Source organism: Pseudomonas fragariae (ex Marin et al. 2024) (assembly GCF_059621105.1).
Window position 1 is genome coordinate 4071567 of the sequence record NZ_CM184369.1, and the last position, 20584, is coordinate 4092150.

General features: G+C 57.8%; 13 protein-coding genes. 10 read left to right on the forward strand and 3 right to left on the reverse strand.

Features of this window, described 5'->3' with window-relative positions; translation table 11 throughout:
• Nucleotides 1–26: 26 nt before the first annotated feature.
• Together AC54XV_RS17485 and AC54XV_RS17490 are read left to right on the forward strand one after the other, a co-directional pair.
• Nucleotides 27–884, forward strand: a complete 858-nt coding sequence (locus AC54XV_RS17485; protein WP_011268411.1) for a GNAT family N-acetyltransferase — start codon at nt 27–29, stop codon at nt 882–884.
• Between the two features lie 184 nt (nt 885–1068).
• On the forward strand, nt 1069–2529 hold the full coding sequence (locus AC54XV_RS17490; protein WP_024659642.1) for an aldehyde dehydrogenase family protein: 1461 nt from the start codon (nt 1069–1071) through the stop codon (nt 2527–2529).
• Between the two features lie 519 nt (nt 2530–3048).
• Here AC54XV_RS17490 and rlmM read toward each other — a convergent pair.
• On the reverse strand, nt 3049–4122 hold the full coding sequence (rlmM, locus tag AC54XV_RS17495; protein ID WP_054092377.1) for a 23S rRNA (cytidine(2498)-2'-O)-methyltransferase RlmM: 1074 nt from the start codon (nt 4120–4122) through the stop codon (nt 3049–3051).
• A 192-nt stretch (nt 4123–4314) separates the two neighbouring features.
• On the opposite strand from rlmM, the gene acnA reads away from it, so the two are divergent.
• The 5 genes from acnA (at nt 4315) to AC54XV_RS17520 (ending at nt 11578) form a co-directional block, all read left to right on the forward strand.
• Nucleotides 4315–7059 carry an aconitate hydratase AcnA gene (acnA, locus tag AC54XV_RS17500; protein WP_110392863.1) on the forward strand — a complete coding sequence of 915 codons (2745 nt, stop codon included), beginning with the start codon at nt 4315–4317 and terminating at the stop codon, nt 7057–7059.
• A gap of 124 nt (nt 7060–7183) precedes the next feature.
• The gene (locus tag AC54XV_RS17505) at nt 7184–7981 is read left to right on the forward strand and encodes a CPBP family intramembrane glutamic endopeptidase (protein ID WP_103359749.1); all 798 of its coding nucleotides are present in this window, start codon (nt 7184–7186) and stop codon (nt 7979–7981) included.
• A 91-nt stretch (nt 7982–8072) separates the two neighbouring features.
• Nucleotides 8073–9638: a methyl-accepting chemotaxis protein gene (locus tag AC54XV_RS17510; protein ID WP_011268416.1), complete on the forward strand. Its 1566-nt coding sequence runs from the start codon at nt 8073–8075 to the stop codon at nt 9636–9638.
• 323 nt (nt 9639–9961) lie between these two features.
• Nucleotides 9962–10627, forward strand: a complete 666-nt coding sequence (locus AC54XV_RS17515; RefSeq protein WP_069704312.1) for a hypothetical protein — start codon at nt 9962–9964, stop codon at nt 10625–10627.
• Nucleotides 10628–11053: 426 nt separating this feature from the next.
• A complete protein-coding gene (locus tag AC54XV_RS17520; RefSeq protein ID WP_024640083.1) occupies nt 11054–11578 on the forward strand; it encodes a hypothetical protein in 525 nt (174 codons plus the stop codon).
• Between the two features lie 64 nt (nt 11579–11642).
• Here AC54XV_RS17520 and AC54XV_RS17525 read toward each other — a convergent pair whose 3' ends face one another.
• The gene (locus tag AC54XV_RS17525) at nt 11643–13586 is read right to left on the reverse strand and encodes an autotransporter outer membrane beta-barrel domain-containing protein (protein ID WP_162886525.1); all 1944 of its coding nucleotides are present in this window, start codon (nt 13584–13586) and stop codon (nt 11643–11645) included.
• 603 nt (nt 13587–14189) lie between these two features.
• On the opposite strand from AC54XV_RS17525, the gene AC54XV_RS17530 reads away from it, so the two are divergent.
• The 3 genes from AC54XV_RS17530 to AC54XV_RS17540 all read left to right on the forward strand — a co-directional run bounded on the left by AC54XV_RS17530 (nt 14190) and on the right by AC54XV_RS17540 (nt 19255).
• On the forward strand, nt 14190–16019 hold the full coding sequence (locus AC54XV_RS17530) for a hypothetical protein (RefSeq protein WP_011268419.1): 1830 nt from the start codon (nt 14190–14192) through the stop codon (nt 16017–16019).
• A gap of 50 nt (nt 16020–16069) precedes the next feature.
• Nucleotides 16070–18703 carry an immunoglobulin-like domain-containing protein gene (locus AC54XV_RS17535; protein WP_058823137.1) on the forward strand — a complete coding sequence of 878 codons (2634 nt, stop codon included), beginning with the start codon at nt 16070–16072 and terminating at the stop codon, nt 18701–18703.
• A gap of 93 nt (nt 18704–18796) precedes the next feature.
• A complete protein-coding gene (locus tag AC54XV_RS17540) occupies nt 18797–19255 on the forward strand; it encodes a hypothetical protein (RefSeq protein ID WP_004408129.1) in 459 nt (152 codons plus the stop codon).
• A 1-nt stretch (nt 19256) separates the two neighbouring features.
• Here AC54XV_RS17540 and AC54XV_RS17545 read toward each other — a convergent pair whose 3' ends face one another.
• Nucleotides 19257–19946 (reverse strand): alpha/beta family hydrolase, encoded by a 690-nt coding sequence (locus tag AC54XV_RS17545; RefSeq protein WP_024640087.1) that lies wholly within the window; start codon nt 19944–19946, stop codon nt 19257–19259.
• Between the last annotated feature and the right edge of the window lie 638 nt (nt 19947–20584).

The following is a 20584-nucleotide window of genomic DNA, read 5'->3' on the forward strand; positions in this document are numbered from 1 at the left end:
ACCCACCTCATCGCAACGGAGGCGCCATGCCTGCAACCCCAGACGCTCACTACCAGTATCGCCCGGTGACTGCGGCGGATATCCCGGCAGCCCATGCCCTTTCAGTGAGCCTCAAGTGGCCACACCGCGAACAGGACTGGGCAATGGTGCAACGTACTTCCGAGGGTTTTGTCGCCGAGCACGATGGCCAGCTGGTTGGCGTGGCGTTTACCTGCCATCAGGGTGACTGGTCCTCGATCGGGCTGGTGATCGTCCGCGATGATCATCAGGGCAAAGGCATCGGTCGCCACTTGATGAGGCTGTGTCTCGACGCAACAGCACCGCGCACGCCGATCCTCAACGCCACAGAACTGGGCGCGCCGCTTTACCAGAGCCTGGGTTTCGTTGACTTCGCACGCATCCAGCAGCATCAGGGCGTTGCCGACCTGTCAGGGCTGGCGCCAGCGAAAGACGACGTGCCGATACGTACGCTGGGCGCGACCGACCACGCAGAACTGATCCGCCTGGCCAACGCGGGCAGCGGCCTGGATCGCACTGCCGTGTTGACTGATCTGTTGCACGATGCAGAACAGGCGGTCGGCATTGAACACGCAGGCCAGTTGCAAGGCATCGCCCTGCTGCGTCGCTTCGGCCGCGGTCATATCATCGGCCCGGTGGTTGCCGGTGATGTAAATCAGGCACAGCGATTGATTGAACACCTGCTGCAACAGATACCCGGCCTGTTCGTGCGCTTCGACATTCTGGCCGACTGCGGGCTGGCGGCGTGGCTTGAAAGCCTGAGTCTGCCGTGTGTCGACAGGGCACCGCGCATGGTGCTCGGGACGCCGCCTGCCGCGAACCCGGATGTGCAGCAATTCGCGCTGGTGACTCAGGCGATCGGCTGAAAACAGCGCGGATAAACGGCCGAAACAGGTCCGCCATGTTAGCGGGTTGCATACAGCAGATTATTCTTTGCAACCCGGCAGATCGGCGCTTTTTATCCAGACTGCTTTGTTAGCTTATGGGTATCGAACGGCCCGACAGCAAACGGCCCGGCCTTGACCATTATCGCTCCAGGGAGCCCGCTGGATGACCTCACAGTCCTTGAACAGCCATCACGTTGATCCGGACACCGCGCTGAAACTGTATATCGATGGTCGTTGGTCCGCCCCGCTCGACCCGGTCAGTATCGCGGTGATCAACCCAGCGACCGAAGAAGTGGTGGCGCATGTCGCCAGTGGCTCGGCCGCCGATGTCGACCGTGCAGTTGCGGCAGCGCGGGCAGCCTTTGCCGGCTGGTCCGGCTCCTCGCCACACGCCCGCGCCCAGGTCATCGGCCGGATCCACGAGCTGATTCTCGAGCGCAAGGAACAACTGGCGCAGGCGATCTCGCTGGAGATGGGCGCATCCATCAGTTCGGCGCGGGCCATGCAGGTGCCGCTGGCCGCAGAACACGTGCGTGTCGCACGTGACCTGCTGGCGACTTACCGCTTCCACACCGTCGAAGGCAGCACGGCGATCGAACGCGAGCCCATCGGTGTGTGCGGGCTGATCACGCCGTGGAACTGGCCGCTGTATCAAATCACCGCCAAGGTCGCCCCGGCCATCGCGGCCGGCTGCACCGTGGTGCTCAAGCCCAGCGAACTGTCGCCCTTGAGCGCCCTGCTGTTCGCACAACTGGTGCATGACGCGGGTCTGCCGCCGGGGGTATTCAATCTGGTCAATGGCAGCGGCCCCGAGGTCGGTGGTGCGATGGCGGCCCACCCTGATATCGACATGATCTCGATCACCGGCTCCAACCGGGCAGGCGCATTGGTGGCGCAGGCCGCCGCGCCGACGGTTAAACGAGTGACTCAGGAACTGGGCGGCAAATCGCCGAATATCCTCCTGCCCGACGCCGACTTCGCCAAAGCCGTGCCGCCCGGCGTGATGGCCGCGTTCCGCAATGTGGGTCAGTCGTGCAGCGCACCGACGCGAATGATCGTGCCCAGGAACCGACTGGCAGAAGTCGAAGCGCTGGCTGCCGAAACGGCCGCAGCAATTGTTGTGGGTGATCCGCAACTGGAGGAAACGGTACTCGGTCCGATCGCCAACGAGGCGCAGTTTCAGCGTGTCCAGGCGATGATCGATGCCGGGCTGAGTGAAGGCGCGAAGCTGATCTGCGGCGGGCCGGGACGAGTACAGGGCCATGAGCGAGGCTTCTATACCCGGCCTACGGTGTTTTCCGAAGTGGACTCGTCGATGCGTATTGCCCGGGAAGAAATTTTCGGCCCGGTGCTGTGTCTGATTGCCTACGACACGGTCGAGGAGGCCATCGCAATTGCCAACGATACGGTCTATGGCCTGGGCGCGCATGTACAGGGGCAGGACCTCGAGCAGGCGCGCGCAGTGGCTTCGCGCATTCGTGCCGGGCAGGTGCACCTGAACTACCCAGCCTGGAATCCGATGGCCCCGTTTGGCGGCTACAAGCGCTCGGGCAACGGTCGCGAGTACGGTGTGCAGGGGTTCGAAGAGTATCTGGAGACCAAGGCTATTGTAGGGTTTGCCTGAGTGGCGTTTGTGCTACGCACTGATTCTTGCCGATTGTGACTATCGTTCCCACGCTCCGCGTGGTAATGCCTTTCGTGACGCTCCGCGTCACACAGCGGTTCTGCGATATCAGGTGGATTGAGGTTCGACTCAGGTCACCTTTTCGCCCCTCGGCGACTCACTTTGAGGGACCAAAGTGAGCAAAGTCCTTCGCTTCTGTTTCCGGCCCGACTTCGTCGGGTTCCTTCGCCCTGTCACTGATCCGGGGGTCGCCGCAACGCGCCATCCATGGCGCGGTGCGGCTAGCCTGGCGTCCTGCCAGGCTACCCCCGGATCAGCGCCAGGACTCAGCCGTCACTAACGTCGCACTCTGCGTCGTCAGTGCCATCGCGGTTGAAAAGCACTGCGGTAGCCGCGACTGCGTGTAAGGCATAACATTGTTTCGCATCGACGATTTGTGACGCGGAGCACCAAGAACTCCATGCCTGCACGGAGCATTGGCACGATAGTCACTGGAGCGTGCGAAACGAGAGTAAGGAATCACTTTCTCGCCGCTTTGGCCACGTCCAGCCTGCGCAGGTGGCAGGTGACTTCTTCGCGGTCGTGGTAGAGCTGTTTGCAGCCGATGGACACCCGCACCCCTCGCGCCTGAAAGCCCTCTTCGATACGGTCGAGCAGTCGGCGCACTTCAGCGTAGCGCTGTTTCATAGGCAACTTGAGGTTGACCACCGCTTCGCGGCACAGGCCTTCGCCCAGCCAGGTTTCCAGCAGCGCCGCGTTGCGCGCAGGCTTTTCGACGATGTCGCAGACCATCCAGTCCACAGGCTGTCGAGGCTTGTAGGTAAAGCCGTCCGCCATCAGATGCTGCACCAGCCCGGTGTCCATCAGGCTTTCCGCCATCGGCCCGTTATCGATGGCGGTCACCAGCATGCCGCGGCGCACCAGTTGATACGTCCAGCCGCCCGGCGCGGCACCCAGGTCCACGCCGGTCATGTCGCCGGAAAGGCGCTCGTCCCACTGGTCTCTGGGAATGAAGTGGTGCCAGGCCTCTTCAAGCTTCAGGGTCGAACGGCTTGGCGCTTCGCGGGGAAACTTGAGGCGCGGGATGCCCATCGGCCACATGGCGGAGTTGTCCGCATCGGCCAGACCGAGAAACACCTCGCGACCACTCTTGAAGGTCAGCAGCAGACGCGGCTTGCGCGGGTCATCCACCAGTTTGCCTGCCTGAGTCAGGGCCTTGCGCAGCGGCGCCTCGAACTTCTTGCAGAAATTCGACAGCTCCTTGCCGTCGTTGGTATCCACGACCTCCAGCCACAGACTGCCGCAAATCGGGAACGCCGCCAACTGCGCGAGAATCACGCTGATGCGATCGGTTTCCGGCAACTCGAGAAACAGCCCCCGCGCCCACTGCCGGGGAAAGATCAGCTTGTCGAAGCGCTGACCGCTCATCAACCGTTCGGCGCCATCCGCCTCGGTGCAGATGAATTCGGCGCAGGCTGTGTCGGGACGGGCCTTGGCATACCCGGCCACGTCCAGGCGCGCGGCGTGATCGGCTATTTCCGAGCAGACTTCGCCCTCAAAACCGGGTCGGCAGTGCATAAACAGTGTATTCATGGGTTACTCCTGGGCAGTGGGCACTCGGGCGTAACCCCGCAGACTTGAAAGCCGCGCATGATAGCCCAATCCAGGAACCACTGGTGCGGCCGAACAGTCCACAGAACTTGAAGCCTGATGCGGCGCTCCCGACCTGATGCACATGGAGCCCGTGAACCGATGTTCGGAGAACATTCCTCAAAGGAGACATTCATGCCCTCCCTCGATAGCCTGAAAAGCCTGAAAACCCTCGAAATCGATAACAAGACCTACCACTACTTCAGCCTGCCGGAAGCCGCCCGATCGCTGGGCGATCTGGACAAGCTGCCCATGTCACTCAAGGTGCTGCTGGAAAACCTGCTGCGCTGGGAAGACAACAAGACGGTAACCGGCAACGACCTCAAGGCCCTCGCCGACTGGCTGACCGAGCGTCGTTCGGACCGGGAAATTCAATACCGCCCTGCGCGCGTCCTGATGCAGGACTTCACCGGTGTACCGGCGGTGGTCGATCTGGCCGCAATGCGCGCAGCCGTAGCCAAGGCCGGCGGCGATCCGCAGCGGATCAATCCCCTTTCCCCGGTGGACCTGGTGATTGACCACTCGGTGATGGTCGACAAGTTTGGCAACGCCGAAGCCTTCGGCGAGAACGTCGATATCGAGATGCAGCGCAACGGTGAGCGCTACGCGTTCCTGCGCTGGGGCCAGAGTGCTTTCGATAATTTCAGCGTGGTGCCGCCCGGCACCGGCATTTGCCATCAGGTGAACCTCGAATACCTGGGGCGCACGGTATGGACCAAGGAAGAGGATGGCCGCACCTACGCGTTCCCCGACACGCTGGTCGGTACCGACTCGCATACCACGATGATCAATGGCCTGGGCGTGCTGGGCTGGGGCGTGGGCGGTATCGAAGCCGAAGCGGCGATGCTCGGCCAGCCGGTGTCGATGCTGATCCCGGAAGTCATCGGTTTCCGGCTGACCGGCAAACTGAAGGAAGGCATCACCGCCACCGACCTGGTGCTCACCGTCACCCAGATGCTGCGCAAGAAAGGGGTGGTCGGCAAGTTTGTCGAGTTCTACGGCGACGGCCTGGCTGACTTGCCGTTGGCCGACCGCGCGACCATTGCCAACATGGCGCCCGAGTATGGCGCGACCTGTGGTTTCTTCCCGGTCGATGATGTAACGCTGGACTACCTGCGTCTGTCAGGTCGCCCCGACGAAACCGTCAAGCTGGTCGAAGCGTATTGCAAGGCTCAGGGGCTGTGGCGCCTGGCAGGCCAGGAACCGGTGTTCACCGACAGCCTGGAACTGGACATGAGTACGGTCGAAGCCAGCCTTGCTGGCCCCAAGCGCCCTCAGGATCGTGTAGCACTGCCAAATGTGTCCAAGGCCTTCAGCGATTTTCTCGGTCTGCAGGTCAAGCCTGCCAAGGTCGATGAAGGTCGCCTGGAGAGTGAAGGCGGCGGCGGTGTCGCGGTTGGCAACGAGGCCCAGGTCAGTGGCGAAAGCCAATATGAATACAACGGCCAGACCTATCACCTGAAAGACGGCGCCGTGGTGATCGCGGCGATCACGTCCTGCACCAACACCTCCAACCCCAGCGTCATGATGGCAGCCGGGCTGGTCGCGAAAAAAGCCGTCGAGAAAGGCCTGAAACGCAAGCCGTGGGTGAAAAGCTCGCTGGCACCCGGTTCCAAAGTGGTGACCGATTATTACAACGCAGCAGGTCTGACCCAATACCTCGACGCCCTGGGCTTCGATCTGGTTGGTTACGGCTGCACCACCTGCATCGGTAACTCCGGTCCGCTGCTGGAGCCTATCGAGAAAGCCATTCAGCAGTCCGACCTGACCGTTGCGTCCGTGCTGTCGGGCAACCGTAACTTCGAGGGCCGCGTCCATCCGCTGGTCAAGACCAACTGGCTGGCATCGCCCCCCCTGGTAGTTGCCTATGCACTGGCAGGCTCGGTGCGCATCGACATCAGCAGCGAACCGCTGGGCGAAGGTGCAGACGGAAAGCCGGTTTACCTGCGTGATATCTGGCCGAGTCAGCAGGAAATCGCCGACGCCGTGGCCAGCGTCAACACCGGCATGTTCCACAAAGAATACGCCGAAGTGTTTGCCGGCGACGAACAATGGCAAGCCATCGAGGTGCCGCAGGCCGCCACCTACGTCTGGCAGGACGATTCCACCTACATTCAGCACCCGCCATTCTTCGACGGCATCGACGGTCCGCTGCCGGTTATCGAAGACGTGGAAAACGCGCGCATCCTGGCCCTGCTGGGCGACTCGGTGACTACCGACCACATCTCCCCTGCCGGTAATATCAAGGCCGACAGCCCTGCCGGGCGCTACCTTCAGGAGAAAGGCGTCAAGTATCAGGACTTCAACTCGTACGGCTCGCGCCGTGGCAACCATGAAGTGATGATGCGCGGGACCTTTGCCAATATCCGTATCCGCAACGAAATGTTCGGCGGCGAAGAAGGTGGCAACACGGTGCATGTGCCCTCCGGCGAGAAGCTGGCGATCTACGACGCGGCCATGCGTTATCAGACAGAAGGCACGCCGCTGGTGATCATTGCCGGTCTGGAATACGGCACGGGTTCCAGCCGTGACTGGGCTGCAAAAGGTACCAACCTGCTGGGCGTCAAGGCGGTCATCGCCGAAAGCTTCGAGCGCATTCACCGCTCGAACCTGGTGGGCATGGGTGTGCTGCCCTTGCAGTTCAAGAACGGCCAGACGCGCAAGACCCTCGGCCTGACCGGCAAGGAGACGCTGAAGATCACCGGGCTGACCAACGCAGACGTGCAGCCGGGCATGAGCCTGACCCTGCATATCGAACGCGAAGACGGCAGCAGGGAAACCGTCGACGTGCTGTGCCGCATCGATACGCTTAACGAAGTGGAGTACTTCAAGTCGGGCGGCATTCTGCATTACGTGCTGCGCCAGCTGATCGCGTCCTGATCACCTCTGAATGGGGCCTGCACCCTGCTTCAGGGTCAGGCCCCAGCATGAAAATTTCTATAATCTCGCCCCTGCCCTGCTGAACGCCGGATAGAATTCCCCGCTCTCAAGGCAGGACTTACTCATGACCACAAGGCACTGGCTGACTTTCTGCCTGCTGAGCAGCGGCTACGCGCTGGCGTTGTTTCACGGCAACCTTGACCCTTCGGCGGCGCTAAGCTTTGGCGCATTGTTCATTGCCTGGTTGTGCGTCGCGCGATCCTCTTATTCCTCCATCCGCCTGTGTGGCCACGGATTATTTATCGTGACCGGTCTGGCGCTGGCCTTTCACCTGGCGCCCGGCTTCAATAACGCCAACGTCATCGAAGCAACGCGATTCAGTGCCGATGCCGCGATGTTTTCCATGGACCTGAATCTGGACAAGCCGCTGATCGGCTTCTGGCTGATAGTGGCCTGCCCATGGATTCTGCCGAAAGTCGACGTTGCCCATTCACTGCAAACCGGGGTTCTGGCGCTGATTGTGACGTCGGCGTTCTGCATGACTGCCGCGGTCATGCTAAACGTCGTCGGCTGGACACCTAAATGGCCTGCCCAGGGCCTGATATGGCTGCTCAACAACCTGTTGCTGGTGACCCTGACCGAAGAGCTGTTTTTCCGCGCTTATCTGCAAGGCGGCCTGCTGCGCCTGTTCAAGGGCTCAAGGTATGCGACGGCATTATCGATCACCCTTGCTGCCGGCCTGTTCGGACTTGCGCACGCAGGTGCCGGCCCGCAGTGGGTGGCATTGGCGGGCATGGCTGGCGTGGGGTACGGCCTCGCATTTCGTTTCGGCGGGCTGCAGGCCGCCGTCATCAGTCACCTGGGCCTGAACCTCGTGCATTTCGGGCTGTTCACCTACCCCATGCTGGCCCGACAGGGCTGACTCCCCAGTCACTTGTCGCACGCCGCTCAATTTATCGACGTGCCCGCCGATAACCACGCCATAGTCTTCCGGATCGAAGGATCGAAATCCCATGCGCAACAACCAACCCATCACTCAACATGAGCGGACATTTCCTGCCGAACAACGACTGATTTCCACCACCGACACCCGAGGCACCATCACCTATTGCAATGATGCCTTCGTCGACATCAGTGGTTACAGCGAGGCTGAATTGCTGGGTGCGGCGCACAACACCGTGCGTCATCCGGATGTACCGCCTGCGGTATTCGAGCACATGTGGACCACGCTCAAGTCCGGGCAGCCGTGGATGGGCATCGTCAAGAACCGCTGCAAGAACGGCGATCATTATTGGGTCAATGCCTACGTGACGCCGGTGCTGGAAAACCGCCAGGTAGTGGGTTTCGAGTCGGTACGCATCAAGCCGACCGCCGAACAGGTCCGCCGTGCCGAGGCGCTTTATACCCGGCTCAACAAGGGCAAGAGCGCGGTACCAGGCCGCGACAAGTGGCTGCCGGTACTTCAGGACTGGTTGCCGTTCATTCTGGTCAGCCAGCTGAGCTTTCTGATCGGGGTGTGGCTCAATTCACATTGGGGGTTTGCCCTGGCTGCGGCATTGTCGGTACCGCTGGGCCTGCTGGGGCTTTCCTGGCAGCAGCGTGGCACCAAACGCTTGTTGCGCCTGGCCGAACAGACCACGTCCGACCCGTTGATCGCGCAGATGTACACCGACAGCCGTGGGCCGCAAGCGCGCCTGGAAATGTCGATCCTCAGCCAGGAAGCGCGCATGAAAACCTGCCTGACGCGTTTGCAGGACACGGCCGAACACCTGAACAGTCAGGCCCGCCAGTCCAACTCGCTGGCCAATGCCAGTTCGATCGGGCTGGAACGTCAGCGTGTGGAGACCGAGCAGGTTGCCGCCGCCATCAACCAGATGGCCGCCACCACTCAGGAAGTCGCCAGCCACGTTAACCGTGCCGCTGATGCCACCCAGCAGGCCAACGAACTGACGCGTCGCGGGCGCGATATCGCCGGTGAAACCCGCGAAGCCATTCAGCGCCTGTCCACCTCGGTGGGCGAAACCGGCCTGACCGTGACCCGCCTGGCCAAGGACAGCGATGAAATCGGTGGCGTGGTCGATGTGATCAAAGGCATTGCCGACCAGACCAACCTGCTGGCCCTCAACGCCGCGATCGAAGCGGCGCGCGCCGGTGAGATGGGTCGCGGCTTTGCCGTCGTGGCAGATGAAGTACGCCAGCTGGCACAACGCACCGCCGAGTCCACCGGGCAGATTCATGGCCTGATCGCCAAACTGCAGCAGACCGCAACCGACGCGGTACACACCATGGACACCGGTCGCCGTCAGGCCGAAGAAGGCGTTGCCCGGGTACTGGAGGCAGATCAGGCGCTGGTGGGCATCAGCGAGGCTGTCGCCAATATCACCGACATGACCACGCAAATCGCCACCGCCACGGAAGAGCAAAGCGCCGTGGCCGAGGAAATCAATCGCAACATCGCCACCATCGCCAGCCTGGCAGACCAGACCTCTGACGAAGCGCGTCGCTCTGCCGTATTGAGTGGCGAACTGACCGACACGGCCAACTCACAGTATTCGCTGGTAGAGCGGTTTAATCGCTAAGGCCTGAAGCTGTTTACCAAGCCTCGACGAACTTCGGTTGGTCGGGGCTTTTTTATGAGTGTTAACAATTTGCCCTGTTAGCGCTCTCTTCAAATCTGACAAAACTTAAGAAGCCATCTGAAGAATGTGTAGGATATTTCCTTAGCATCTTCAATGACAACAATGCAGTAGTTCTGACCATTGACAGCGAACGCATACTCCGATTAGTTGAAATTCAGGTGATGCGGTAGTTATCTATTACCCCTGCAACCACCGACTATCACCCGAGTAAGAACTTTAGAGCTACGCCATGTGGCGTTTGGCTTTTTAATTGGAGAGAAAAAATGAAAGATTTCACCCAGTACTATAAATTTTCCGCACCACGTGTTCCAGCAGCCAGCCATATTGATGGAATGATGCCAGTTGACAGCCTGAACCGGCCGGTAGGCGTTGAGGTTGTTCTTTGGAGCGAGATGCGTCCGGGCTATGACATCCAACTGAACCTGGACGGTCATTTGGTAGGGGAACGAAAAATCCTGACTCACGATAACAAGCCTGGCGAAGTAGTTCACTTGGAGCTGGACAAAAAGTACTTGAGAGAAGAGCGTTCATACACCTTGCGCTGTATGGCCACGAACAATATCAACCAAACTGTAATGGATTCACCGTCTACCTCCTTGATTATCGACCGCACCGCCCCAGGCGCAGCACTGCTTGCGCCTATCATCTTCCATCAGGTCAATTTCGGCGAAGCGCTGAAAGGCATGCTCCCCGGCTACGCCGACATGCAGGCCGGCGATTGCATCCAGACCTTCTGCAATAACAGAGAAGGCCCAGTTCATGTGGTGGAGCCTGAAAACCTTGCCACCGTTCCCATGCAGATCGTTTTCAGCAAAGCATTCCTGCTTGGTCTGGACAGCCAACACGCTACCATCAACTATCAGGTCATCGACCGTGCGGGCAACGTTTCACTGCTCTCGCACTCTGTGACCCTGTCAATGCAGTTTTAAGCACAGCAGCCTACATTTCTGCCCATAACCTTGACGGCCTCGTACGCTAACGCGTGCGAGACCCTAATGATAAAGTTGAGTGAATATTCCTACGCAGGAGTGGGAATTTAGTCAAAACTTACTTTTTTACCTTTTGTAAGACTTATCTGTAGTTAATGTCCTACAGGTATTTCACGCATAAAAACCCCTGGAAAAACACCCACATCAAGCCACACCCTTTATTTACAGCATCTCCGGCACTAACGAGCGATAATTCACTACGAACATGATACCAAATGTAACTGCACAACCTCACACAACCCTGGCTTGGCTTTGACATCCGCAGACGCTTGACCTGAACACTTATGTGCCTTGTAATATTTCCGTTGCCGACAACTGCCGGCACGCACATAACAACTCAACTTAATGTCAATAAAAGAGTTTACGATGGATAAAGAACAATCCACGGATGTAGCGGCGCGCACCCAAAAAGAACAAAACAATCCCGACAGCGCGAGCACTGTTCAAGAAGCCCCACCCCACCAGAGCCTCTACCGACACGCGAGCCCCCTCCATCTTCCATCCGATATTTCCGACACGCTGAAAGCACCTGTGCTGCCTGACATCGATCCTGATTCCATCAGTCACGAACAGGCACATGCGGGCATTACCATTCATATCCCAGGGTCAGTCAAAATGTGCTGGGGTGACGAAATCCGTTTTTATTGGGGAAAAAACCTGTCATCGACCACGCTTTTCCATCGGGTGGGCGAAAACAGCGTGATACGTGTGCTGTGTATTTCCTACACTTTCACGCCCTATGTTCAGTACGGTCTGGTTGACCTGTATTACGAGCTTTATCGTGATCATCGACGGATCGGCACATCGCCAGTGCTGCGGGTAAACGTCAACTACGCGGTGCCTGTCACCTCTCGACAGAGACAACGCAAACGCAGGTTTACCGATCAATAACTGAAAAGCCCCCGGTGATCACTCACTGGGGGCTCTGGTGTTGCTCAGTCACTGGCCTCAAGAATCAGAATGCCAGGCGCAGCCCCACATTCGCTCCCCAGGGTTGCTCGATATGCTGACCTTTCATGTAATCGAAGTCCGCGTGCAGTTTCAGACGCTCGGACAGCGACACCGATACCCCGGCTCCCAGTTCGCCGCGCGAACCGAACAGGCTGTTATCGAATTTCACATCGTTGGCTTTCACCTCGTTGCGGCGCGAAAACTCCTGTGCAATGGCGACACGTACATAAGGCTGCAATACTCCGCCATCCTTGAGCGCAACACTGCGGCCCAGCGAGGTGCCCACCTTGCCCAATACCGATTGGGTCTGGTCGTTCTTCGCTTTCATGCCGTTGTCCAGGCGCAGCTCCTGCCCCTGAACGACGACACTGGACAACTGAGCGAACGGTTCGAGAAAGTAATCGTCCGCCAGTTTGATGTGGCGGCCGAACTCGACCCAGCCCCCTATCCCGTTGTTGGTGTAGTCACCCTTGGCCTTGCTTGCATCGCTCATGGCAACATCTGCCTTGTTGCGAAAGCGGTTGAGTTTGAGCACGCCGTCAACGTAGTAGCCATCGTCCGACAGCCAGGTGGCATAGGCGCCTGCATAGTAGCTGTCGACTTTACCCGTAGTGCCACGGCTCAAATCGATACCGGAGGTGCTGTACCCTCCCAGCACACCGACCACCAGTTGGCCATTGCTGACCTCGACGGGCGCATCGGCACCCAGCGACAGGCCACTTTGTTTCTGCCGGTAGTCGACACCGTCACTGGTCGTGGCATTCAGCCTGTTGCCATAGGCACGCATCCAGCCGCCCGCCCTGCCGCTTGCACGAACCTCACCCATGCGCGAACGCAAGGTAGAGAGCTCACTCATCCAGATCGCAGGTGCCGCGCTGTAAAGGGCAAGCGCGCTCTGGGTCGAAGGGCTTATGACCTTGTCTTTACCGACGATGAACCAGTCATTGCCCTGCTGCTCCAGCAAATACGAATAGGCCCCCAGGTCAACCCGCCCGCCCAGCAGGCTGAATTGCGCGTCGCCACCTTCGGTATGCACCACCTTGAGCGGTGCCATGTCGGCAGACACAACCTCCACCCCCGTATTGCGCACGCGCAAGCCGAACTGCCCACTGGCCTGGCCGTTGACGTCGATGAGGTCTCCGACGCCGTTGTCCAGATCCACGCGCAAGCCGAACGTGCCAGCGCCTGACAACTCATTCAGCGAAAGGGTATGAAACCCTTCGCCAGCAAACGAAACCCTGCCACCCTGCAGGGAAAGCGACCTGACGGCATTGTCGCCCTGCATCTGCCAGTGACTGCCCGAGGTAATCGCCAGACGGTTGCCATTGACGATGTCGCCGTTCAATTGCGCGCCGTTTTGCAGCGTGATGTTCAGGGTGCTGGTGTCATCGGCGACAAGGTTGCCATTGAGGGTGCTGTTGTCGACGTTGAAGTTGGCGGTGCTCTGGTTCAGAACCTCAAGAAGCATGCCATTGCCGGACAGCAGGAGGGTGTTGTTCTTGATCTCAATATCCGCAAGGTGGCTTATACCCTCACGCCCTTCCACCCTTATGGCGGCTCCTGTCAGCCCTTCGACGGTAGAGTTGTCGATGCTCAGTTGACCGTAATTGAACTGCGTTCCATCACCCACTGTGAGGCGTGGATGAGTGAACCATACCCCGTGAGACAAGCCTTTTATGTAGCTTCGGGAAGTGATGTCAGCGCGAGCGCCAAAAATGCCAACGCCCCAGCCAGTGTGTCTACCAACTTCACCCTGCAGCGAGCCGACCTGTGTATTGCTGATCAGGGCGAAGGCGTCCTCGGCAACGGTGATGCCGCCCCCTTTTCCCTCAACGACACTGTGTTCAAGTGTCATGTTCGAGTTGCCCTGCACCACGAGCGCTATCGTGCTATCGCTGAGGATGGTGGAGTCTTTAACTGAAACTCGAGCGTCGCCGTCAGACAACATTCCATCCTTGACCAGGGTATTGCCCGTTAATTCGGTCCTTCCGCCATAAGAAGAGATACGTTTGATCGCAGCCCCATCGGAATGAAGGTATCCAGTACCGTATACAGAGTAATTATGAAATGCGCTGGCCGCATCCACATACTCTGTCCGGTCGCTGACAATCTCCCTAAGCGGAGAGTCAGCCATCACGTGAGTCGATGCGAGGCACGCAATAGCGCCCAGCCCTGCCCTGTAAAGCCCACACTTCCCAATAAAACACTCAGCCACAATAAGAAACCCTCAACATTCATAGGAGTTTTATTGTGGCTGCAACGCTAGCGGATACAATTAATTTCCACTAACAAACAAGTAATCCAATTCCGAAATTTTAGTAGTACCTTTCCCACAAAACATTAAGCTCACCGGATTGGACAGCTAGCCTACCCCAATAAAAATATTTACCTAAAGAGCATTGACAGCTGCTCAAAAAGTCTATTACTTAAAAATCCAGATGAAGCCAAGAACTTCTCTCTGACGGCCAAGCGCCCTTGGAATTATCGTTATCGACTGACGGCGTCAGGACACTCCTGCTCGTCAATAAAAATCAAATAGAGGAATTTCGACATGCGTCAAAAAAACAATTTTTACACACGCAGCCCCAATCAAGAACTGACGCTCATACCACCGTTTGTTCCTGTCGCCGATGAAGCGGACGGACTTATAAAAACTGCCGACCTTGTCAATGACATCATCGTCGAATTTCCGGTCTGGGAAGGTGCCAGGCTTCAAGACTCTTACCAGTTGCAATTGAATGGCGATAAAGTTGGTTTAGCAGGTCAACTGGTACCTCTTCCACCGGTCGGAACGTTACTACGCTTGACCATCCCCGTCGACACCGAACTGAAAGACGATGGCGCGTACAAACTTGACTACTTGACGATCGGTTATCCCAGTGGTACCGAGCAATCGTCCCAAATCAAAACGATTATTGTCGACCGCACCGCTCCGGGCGCCCATCAACTGGGTTATATGGATTTTCCAGCCGGGGCCAAAGATGGTCTGACACTTGAAGAGCTTCAGTCCATGGGCGGTGTATTGACCGGTAGCATTTTCGGGTATTCGGGACTGAATCGCGGCGACGTTATCAAAACCTATTGGGGAAACGTGCCCGGTCCAGAGCTTGAACTGAACGGCCTGGAAGATGAAAGTCAAGCGATCGAAATCCTGTTTACCCAAGAGTTTCTTACTGCTCTCGGCAGCCCTGCAGGCGCAACCTATTACACGGTGACAGACCGGGCCGGAAACACGTCTGCCGAGTCTCAGAAGATTACCATCCCTCTGTTTCTGACCGACGTGACACCAGGACTGCCTGCTCCGGTTATCGATAATAACGACGGCGTGATTGATTACGCAGAGGCCATGGCCAGCGTCGAAGTGAAAATTCCTTTCTCGTCTTTTTTGATGGAAGGCGATCAGATTCTCCTGCACTGGGGTTCTGAAGAGTTAGGGCCTGCTTCTATTGCCGTGGAAGACCTGGACGAGCCTTTCATTCTGTTTTTTGATGTTCCGTACCTGATCATTGAACAGGCTCAGAATGGTCTGCGCGATATCAAGTATGACGTCATTAGAAATGGACAGGTTACCGGTACTTCAGACCCTCTTGAGGTGCTTGTCAACATCGAGCTGCCCGTGCCCGGCGTTCTCGACAAACCGACGATCAAAGGTAGCAGCAGCACGCCCAGCAACGAAGACAACTTTATTGATGAGAACGACTTTGAACTTGACGCCACCGTCTTGATTAACTGGAACCCTCTCTTTAAGGCCAATCAGATCTTGACGGTCTTTTGGGGCGGCCAAGAAGTATTGGAACAACCCTACACGCTCACCAACAGCGACGTCGTCGCCGGCCGTACGCTGTTGCTCACTGCACTGAACAGTAAGTTCACCGCCGTGGGCACAGGTAACGACATCAGAGTTTATTACACCGTCAAAACCGAGGGTAATCCCAATCTCTCCACGTCATCAGAGCAGGGCTTGATCGTGCGTTCAAAAAATGAATTACCGGGTGGCCCGGACGGACCAGAAGCGCCGCAATTTATGTCGCTGTCTGCCAACGGCACGCTCACTTTTGAAAACAGTGCGCAAGGCGCCCCCATTTTTATCCAACCCTATTTAAATATGGCCCCAGGACACGTCATTGTCTTCACCTATGAAGCCTACAACGAACTGGTGGGCGATGATAAAAAATTCGAATGGTCAGTCACGTCACCGGCCCTCACTCAGGAAGAAGTCCAGAACGGCGTTAATATTCTGGTGCCCCGCACTGTATTGAACCAGCACTGTTACGGGCATGCCGAGATCAGCTTCCAGGTAAGAAGCAGTATGGGCCAAGGTAACTCGAAACGCGCCAGCGCCTACGTCGATATGCGTGTCGGTGGACTCTGCAGAATTTGACCTCGCCTGAACTTCGCCATTTATCTTTAAACAAGAAAAAGAGAACATCCATGAACTCACTACAGACTTCACCTGCACTGCCTGTTCCACTGCCCTTGAGCTATAACCCTCAAGGCATTGGCGATGTTGACGTAGCAGACCCCGCCAAGCCGATAGAAATACTGATCGGCCCTATCAACCTCAAGCCAAAAGATCGGATCGACCTGTTCTGGGGCACACACAATGAGGTTATTGATACCTACACACACTCTTCAGACTCACCGAACACCAATGGCTTTTTTTCATTGTATGTGGATACCCGCTGGGTCCAGTCAGGCCTTACTGATGTCAACTATCTCTATACACCGTTCCCCTCCAATATCCAGGAACATTCGCCTGTTAACAAAATAGTCGTCAAACTGGAAATCCCCGGTGGTCGGGATCCCGACCCAGCCACACCCTACGAAAATGAAAAGCTCGACATCCCGACCGTCAACCCGTCCGGCGTGATCACCTCACCTGAGGGGGTAAGCGTTACCCTCGACGCTTACGAAAATATGGCTGCAGGGGATTCGATTTTCATCTATTGGCACGGCATCAGAGTCGAACACCCTCCTCTGACAGCAGACCAGCTTGGTAAACCGGTCACTGTGAGTATCGACAAGCAGATTATTATCGAAGCAGGGGACTCGGAAAATATTGTTGTCCGGTACGATGTCAGGGATATCGTCAATAACTGGTCACGCTTCTCTTTCCCAGCCTATGTTGCAGTCGAGGCTGGCAACTCCAGCCTGCAGGCCCCTATCGCCCCACAGGCGCCCAACATGGAGCTTGATCTCGATAAGCTGGCCGGCGCAGATGTTCAAGCGCTCGTGCTGTCACATGCCAGTATCGCCACTGGTGACATCATAAACTTCGTGATGGAGCGTAACACTGCAGAAGGCATTCAGCTGGAGTCCTTCACCGCATCAAAAGTGGTTCAGATACCTGGCAGCTTCGTGGAGTTTCTCATCCCCAATGAACAGTTCCATCCCATCGCACAGGGCCGGGCACGTTTGAAATACACAGTGATCAAAGGCACTGGCGAGGCATTGCGTTCAAAGAGTCTGACTCTCGCAGTACTCGGTCAACCGCAGCAACTGTCATTGCCACATGTCCAAGGCGTCACCAATGGAATTCTGAACCCTGATAGTCACAATGTGATCACTCAGGTGCCGCCTTATTACTTTATGGCGGACGGCCACGACATCAATCTGGTATGGATTGGCAAGGCTGCCAACGGTGAGACGGTCATGCATCAGGAGGTTAAAAACCTGAATGCTGATGATATCGGCAAGGGCATCGAGTATTTGATCCCGGATGAAAAGGTGAGTGCATTGGCAGGCGGTTCACTTGAGGTTTACTACACCGTAACCACCTACGCGAGAGCGTTCTTCAAATCGCCCATACTACGGTTGCTCGTGGACGTGGATAACAGCAGTCCGCTGGAAGCTCCTGCCGTAGACAAGCTGAGTGCGGACGGCATTCTCGACCCGGCCGATATACCACTCGAAGCCATTGTTCGCGTGTTGCCTTATCGCGCAATGGCTGAGGGAGACAAAGTCACCATTCACTGGGAAGGCGGTGATGCAGGGGGCACCTACAGCACATACACCGTTATCAATACAGGAACCGTCAACAGGGAAACCGTATTCCGCATTCCCAAACGGTACATCGATGCCAATCTAAACGGGCAGGTACAGGTCTGGTATACGGCGCAACATGGAGACAGAATTGCTGAATCGCAGAGATTGGCAATTACTATCCGTGAGATGGTGGCACTGCCCCTCCCCACCCCCACCCTAAAAGAAGCCACCGGCACCACGCTCGACCCGGCCAACGCTTCATCCGGCGCAACCGTGGTGATCGACGCCACCGCCAATCTGCAAGCCGGCGACCAGGTGATCGCACAGTGGCAAGGGCCCAACGGCAATGACACCCGGGAAAAGACCCTGACCGACGCAGACGCGGGCAAGACGCTGGAGGTAGTGTTTGCTGCGGCGCTGGTGACGGCAAACGCCGGGCAGACGGTGGCGATTTCCTATGTCGTCAATCGCGTCAACGGTCTGGTGCAGGTATCCGGCACGCTGGCCCTGCAGATTCTGGCGGCGCAGCCCGCGCTGGTGCTGGACACTTCGCCGGTCACGCTGGCTGGCAAGGTGTATCTGCTTCCGGGCTCGCCGGACCTGCTGCCGAACTTCCCGGCCGACACCACCGTTCAGCGTCAGGCCAGTGGCGGACAGGCCCCCTATCAGTACACCTCGAGCGACCCGCTGGTCGCGAAAGTGGACAGCAACGGCCTGACCTCGGTTCGAGGCAAAGGCACGGCCATCATTACTGCGACCGATGCGCTGGGCGCGAGCAAACAGTACACGGTCACCGTCACCGGCGTCATCCATTGCATCGGCCTGGGCAGCGGCAGCTTTTCTCAGATCAGCAAAAACGCGGGCAACAACGGCGCGAGGATTCCAACCATTCACGAGCTGGTGGATATCCACGCCCTGTATGGCAATCGCTGGCCGATGGGCAACGGCAACTATTGGTCGTCGACTGTCTCAAGCGCCGGCATCGGCGGATGGAACTGGTATTACGTGAAAAACATGGTCACTGGCGGCAACTTCAAACTGAAGAGCCACAACTCCAGCCTTGGCGTAGGCATCAGATGATCGATTGCTGAAACCCGTTGATCATCCGGCAGGGCGTTGCGCTAAAGGTGTAACGCCCTGTCGCCGTTTTCAGGAGCTTCTCAGGTTCAGTCCATGCATCGTCCGCCTCCCTCACCCCTGCGTTGCGTTCACACTGCTGTCCATGAAGGCCGTTTTGCCGCCAGCATCAACACGCAACCCTTCAAGACCTCCTCTCTGACAGGCAGACTGACCCTGCGATCGGAACTGGAACGGGCCCCTGCTCAATGGATATGGCAGGTTATCGCCGACGGCAAGGTGGGCAACAGGCGAGCCACCCTCGGCTTGTTCCTGGATCGCGATCTTGAGCCCGGCGACCACGACCTGATCGATCATGAGCAGATCAAGGTGATCTACAACGAAACGCTGCACCGGAAGAACACCGTCTACCACTCGGCGCATTTCCAGGGCGGCCGGCTGGTTCTGCTTGAAGGCAGTCCCTGCACACTGCGGATAAGAGGCTTATTCAGTTTCAATATGTCATCAATCAACCTGGATGTGACCGACGGCGCTTTCGACCTGTATTGCCGGTGACTCAGGTGCGCAGGAACCCGGCAATCTCTCTCGCGGAGTCAGCCAGGCATTGCTCGTGGCTGATGCCCGCGACCTTCAATGGTTTGAGGTCATGATTGGCAGTCGGCAACCAGTGCAGCCGGATGGCACTCGACAATGCATAGCCTTCCACCGCTTCGCGATTACCCAGCGCGTCGCGTTCGCCCTGCACGATCAGCGTGGGTGTCTTCAGTTCGGCCAGATGAGCCACGCGTGGTTTTTCAGGCTTGCCCACGGCGTAGAACGGATACCCCAGACACACCAGCGCATCGACCTCAAGCTCATCGGCGATCAGGCTGGCCATCCGCCCGCCCATCGATTTGCCGCCGACCGCCAGACGTCCGGAGATGTGAGCACGCGCGCAGGCGAACACTTCTCTCCAGCATTCCAGCAGTTGCGCCTGTGGATTGGGTGGACGCTTGCTGCCGCCCTGACGCCGCTGCGCCATATAGGGAAACTCGAAGCGCAGGACGCTGATACCTTGCGCCGCCAGATCAGCCGCCATGCGGTTCATGAAGTCGCTGTCCATCGGTGCGCCTGCACCGTGCGCCAGCAGCAAGGTCGGCGCTTCCAGCGCATCCGCAGGCCGAGCGGGCGTCCATAGCCAGCCTCTGTCACTGATCAGGTGCAGCCATTGATTCGTACCGATAACAGGCTTCAAGCCGTTGCTCATGGTTGCCTCATTCAGGTGAGTCGCCGAGTGGCCCGCTACTATAGCGGCGAACAGGGTTGCGAATCCTGCACGAATCGCGAGCGCGAGGCGCATCGGCATGCCTCGTCCCGTCGGACAGCCACCATTCAGGTCTGCCCGAGTACTCTGTCAAGGTGCAAAAGGTAAAGTACCGAGGCGATGAGCGCCCCAAACCTGACACCCCGGGCGGTTTCATTGACGGCACTGGCCTCGCACAACTGCAACAACACCGCTGAGTCGGTCACCAGAGTCATATGCCTGCTCAGGCCAATTTGCGGGGCAATGACAGGTGTCACTGCCGACTGAATAGACGTGACGGTCTTTGCGCGAGTCCTGATCAACTCTTCTGTACGCGAAGGTCGCCACCGCTGTGTTCCAGTCCAGCGGCGATGCGTGAACTCCGCACCCTGCAACGGGGTGCGGAATACCCACTCACACATAGCGCTGCCCTCTGCGCCTTGCTACGACTTCCCACACCCCTGTTTCAAAGCTAAACTCGCGAAACGCGTCTGCCGCAACCCTTTGACACTCTTTGATGTGCCTGTCTGTTCCTGCCCCTGCCTTTTCGGTGTGCTTCGATGCCATTTCCAGCGCTGCATCGCCCTGGCCCGATTACGTCT

Excerpts from the sequence above, each read along its gene's own strand:
- AC54XV_RS17525 (WP_162886525.1), bottom strand. The coding sequence starts at position 13,586 with ATGTTGTCTGACGGCGACGCTCGAGTTTCAGTTAAAGACTCCACCATC.
- AC54XV_RS17530 (WP_011268419.1), top strand. The coding sequence starts at position 14,190 with ATGCGTCAAAAAAACAATTTTTACACACGCAGCCCCAATCAAGAACTG.
- rlmM (WP_054092377.1), bottom strand. The coding sequence starts at position 4,122 with ATGAATACACTGTTTATGCACTGCCGACCCGGTTTTGAGGGCGAAGTC.
- acnA (WP_110392863.1), top strand. The coding sequence starts at position 4,315 with ATGCCCTCCCTCGATAGCCTGAAAAGCCTGAAAACCCTCGAAATCGAT.
- AC54XV_RS17520 (WP_024640083.1), top strand. The coding sequence starts at position 11,054 with ATGGATAAAGAACAATCCACGGATGTAGCGGCGCGCACCCAAAAAGAA.
- AC54XV_RS17545 (WP_024640087.1), bottom strand. The coding sequence starts at position 19,946 with ATGAGCAACGGCTTGAAGCCTGTTATCGGTACGAATCAATGGCTGCAC.
- AC54XV_RS17535 (WP_058823137.1), top strand. The coding sequence starts at position 16,070 with ATGAACTCACTACAGACTTCACCTGCACTGCCTGTTCCACTGCCCTTG.
- AC54XV_RS17540 (WP_004408129.1), top strand. The coding sequence starts at position 18,797 with ATGCATCGTCCGCCTCCCTCACCCCTGCGTTGCGTTCACACTGCTGTC.
- AC54XV_RS17505 (WP_103359749.1), top strand. The coding sequence starts at position 7,184 with ATGACCACAAGGCACTGGCTGACTTTCTGCCTGCTGAGCAGCGGCTAC.
- AC54XV_RS17490 (WP_024659642.1), top strand. The coding sequence starts at position 1,069 with ATGACCTCACAGTCCTTGAACAGCCATCACGTTGATCCGGACACCGCG.
- AC54XV_RS17510 (WP_011268416.1), top strand. The coding sequence starts at position 8,073 with ATGCGCAACAACCAACCCATCACTCAACATGAGCGGACATTTCCTGCC.
- AC54XV_RS17485 (WP_011268411.1), top strand. The coding sequence starts at position 27 with ATGCCTGCAACCCCAGACGCTCACTACCAGTATCGCCCGGTGACTGCG.
- AC54XV_RS17515 (WP_069704312.1), top strand. The coding sequence starts at position 9,962 with ATGAAAGATTTCACCCAGTACTATAAATTTTCCGCACCACGTGTTCCA.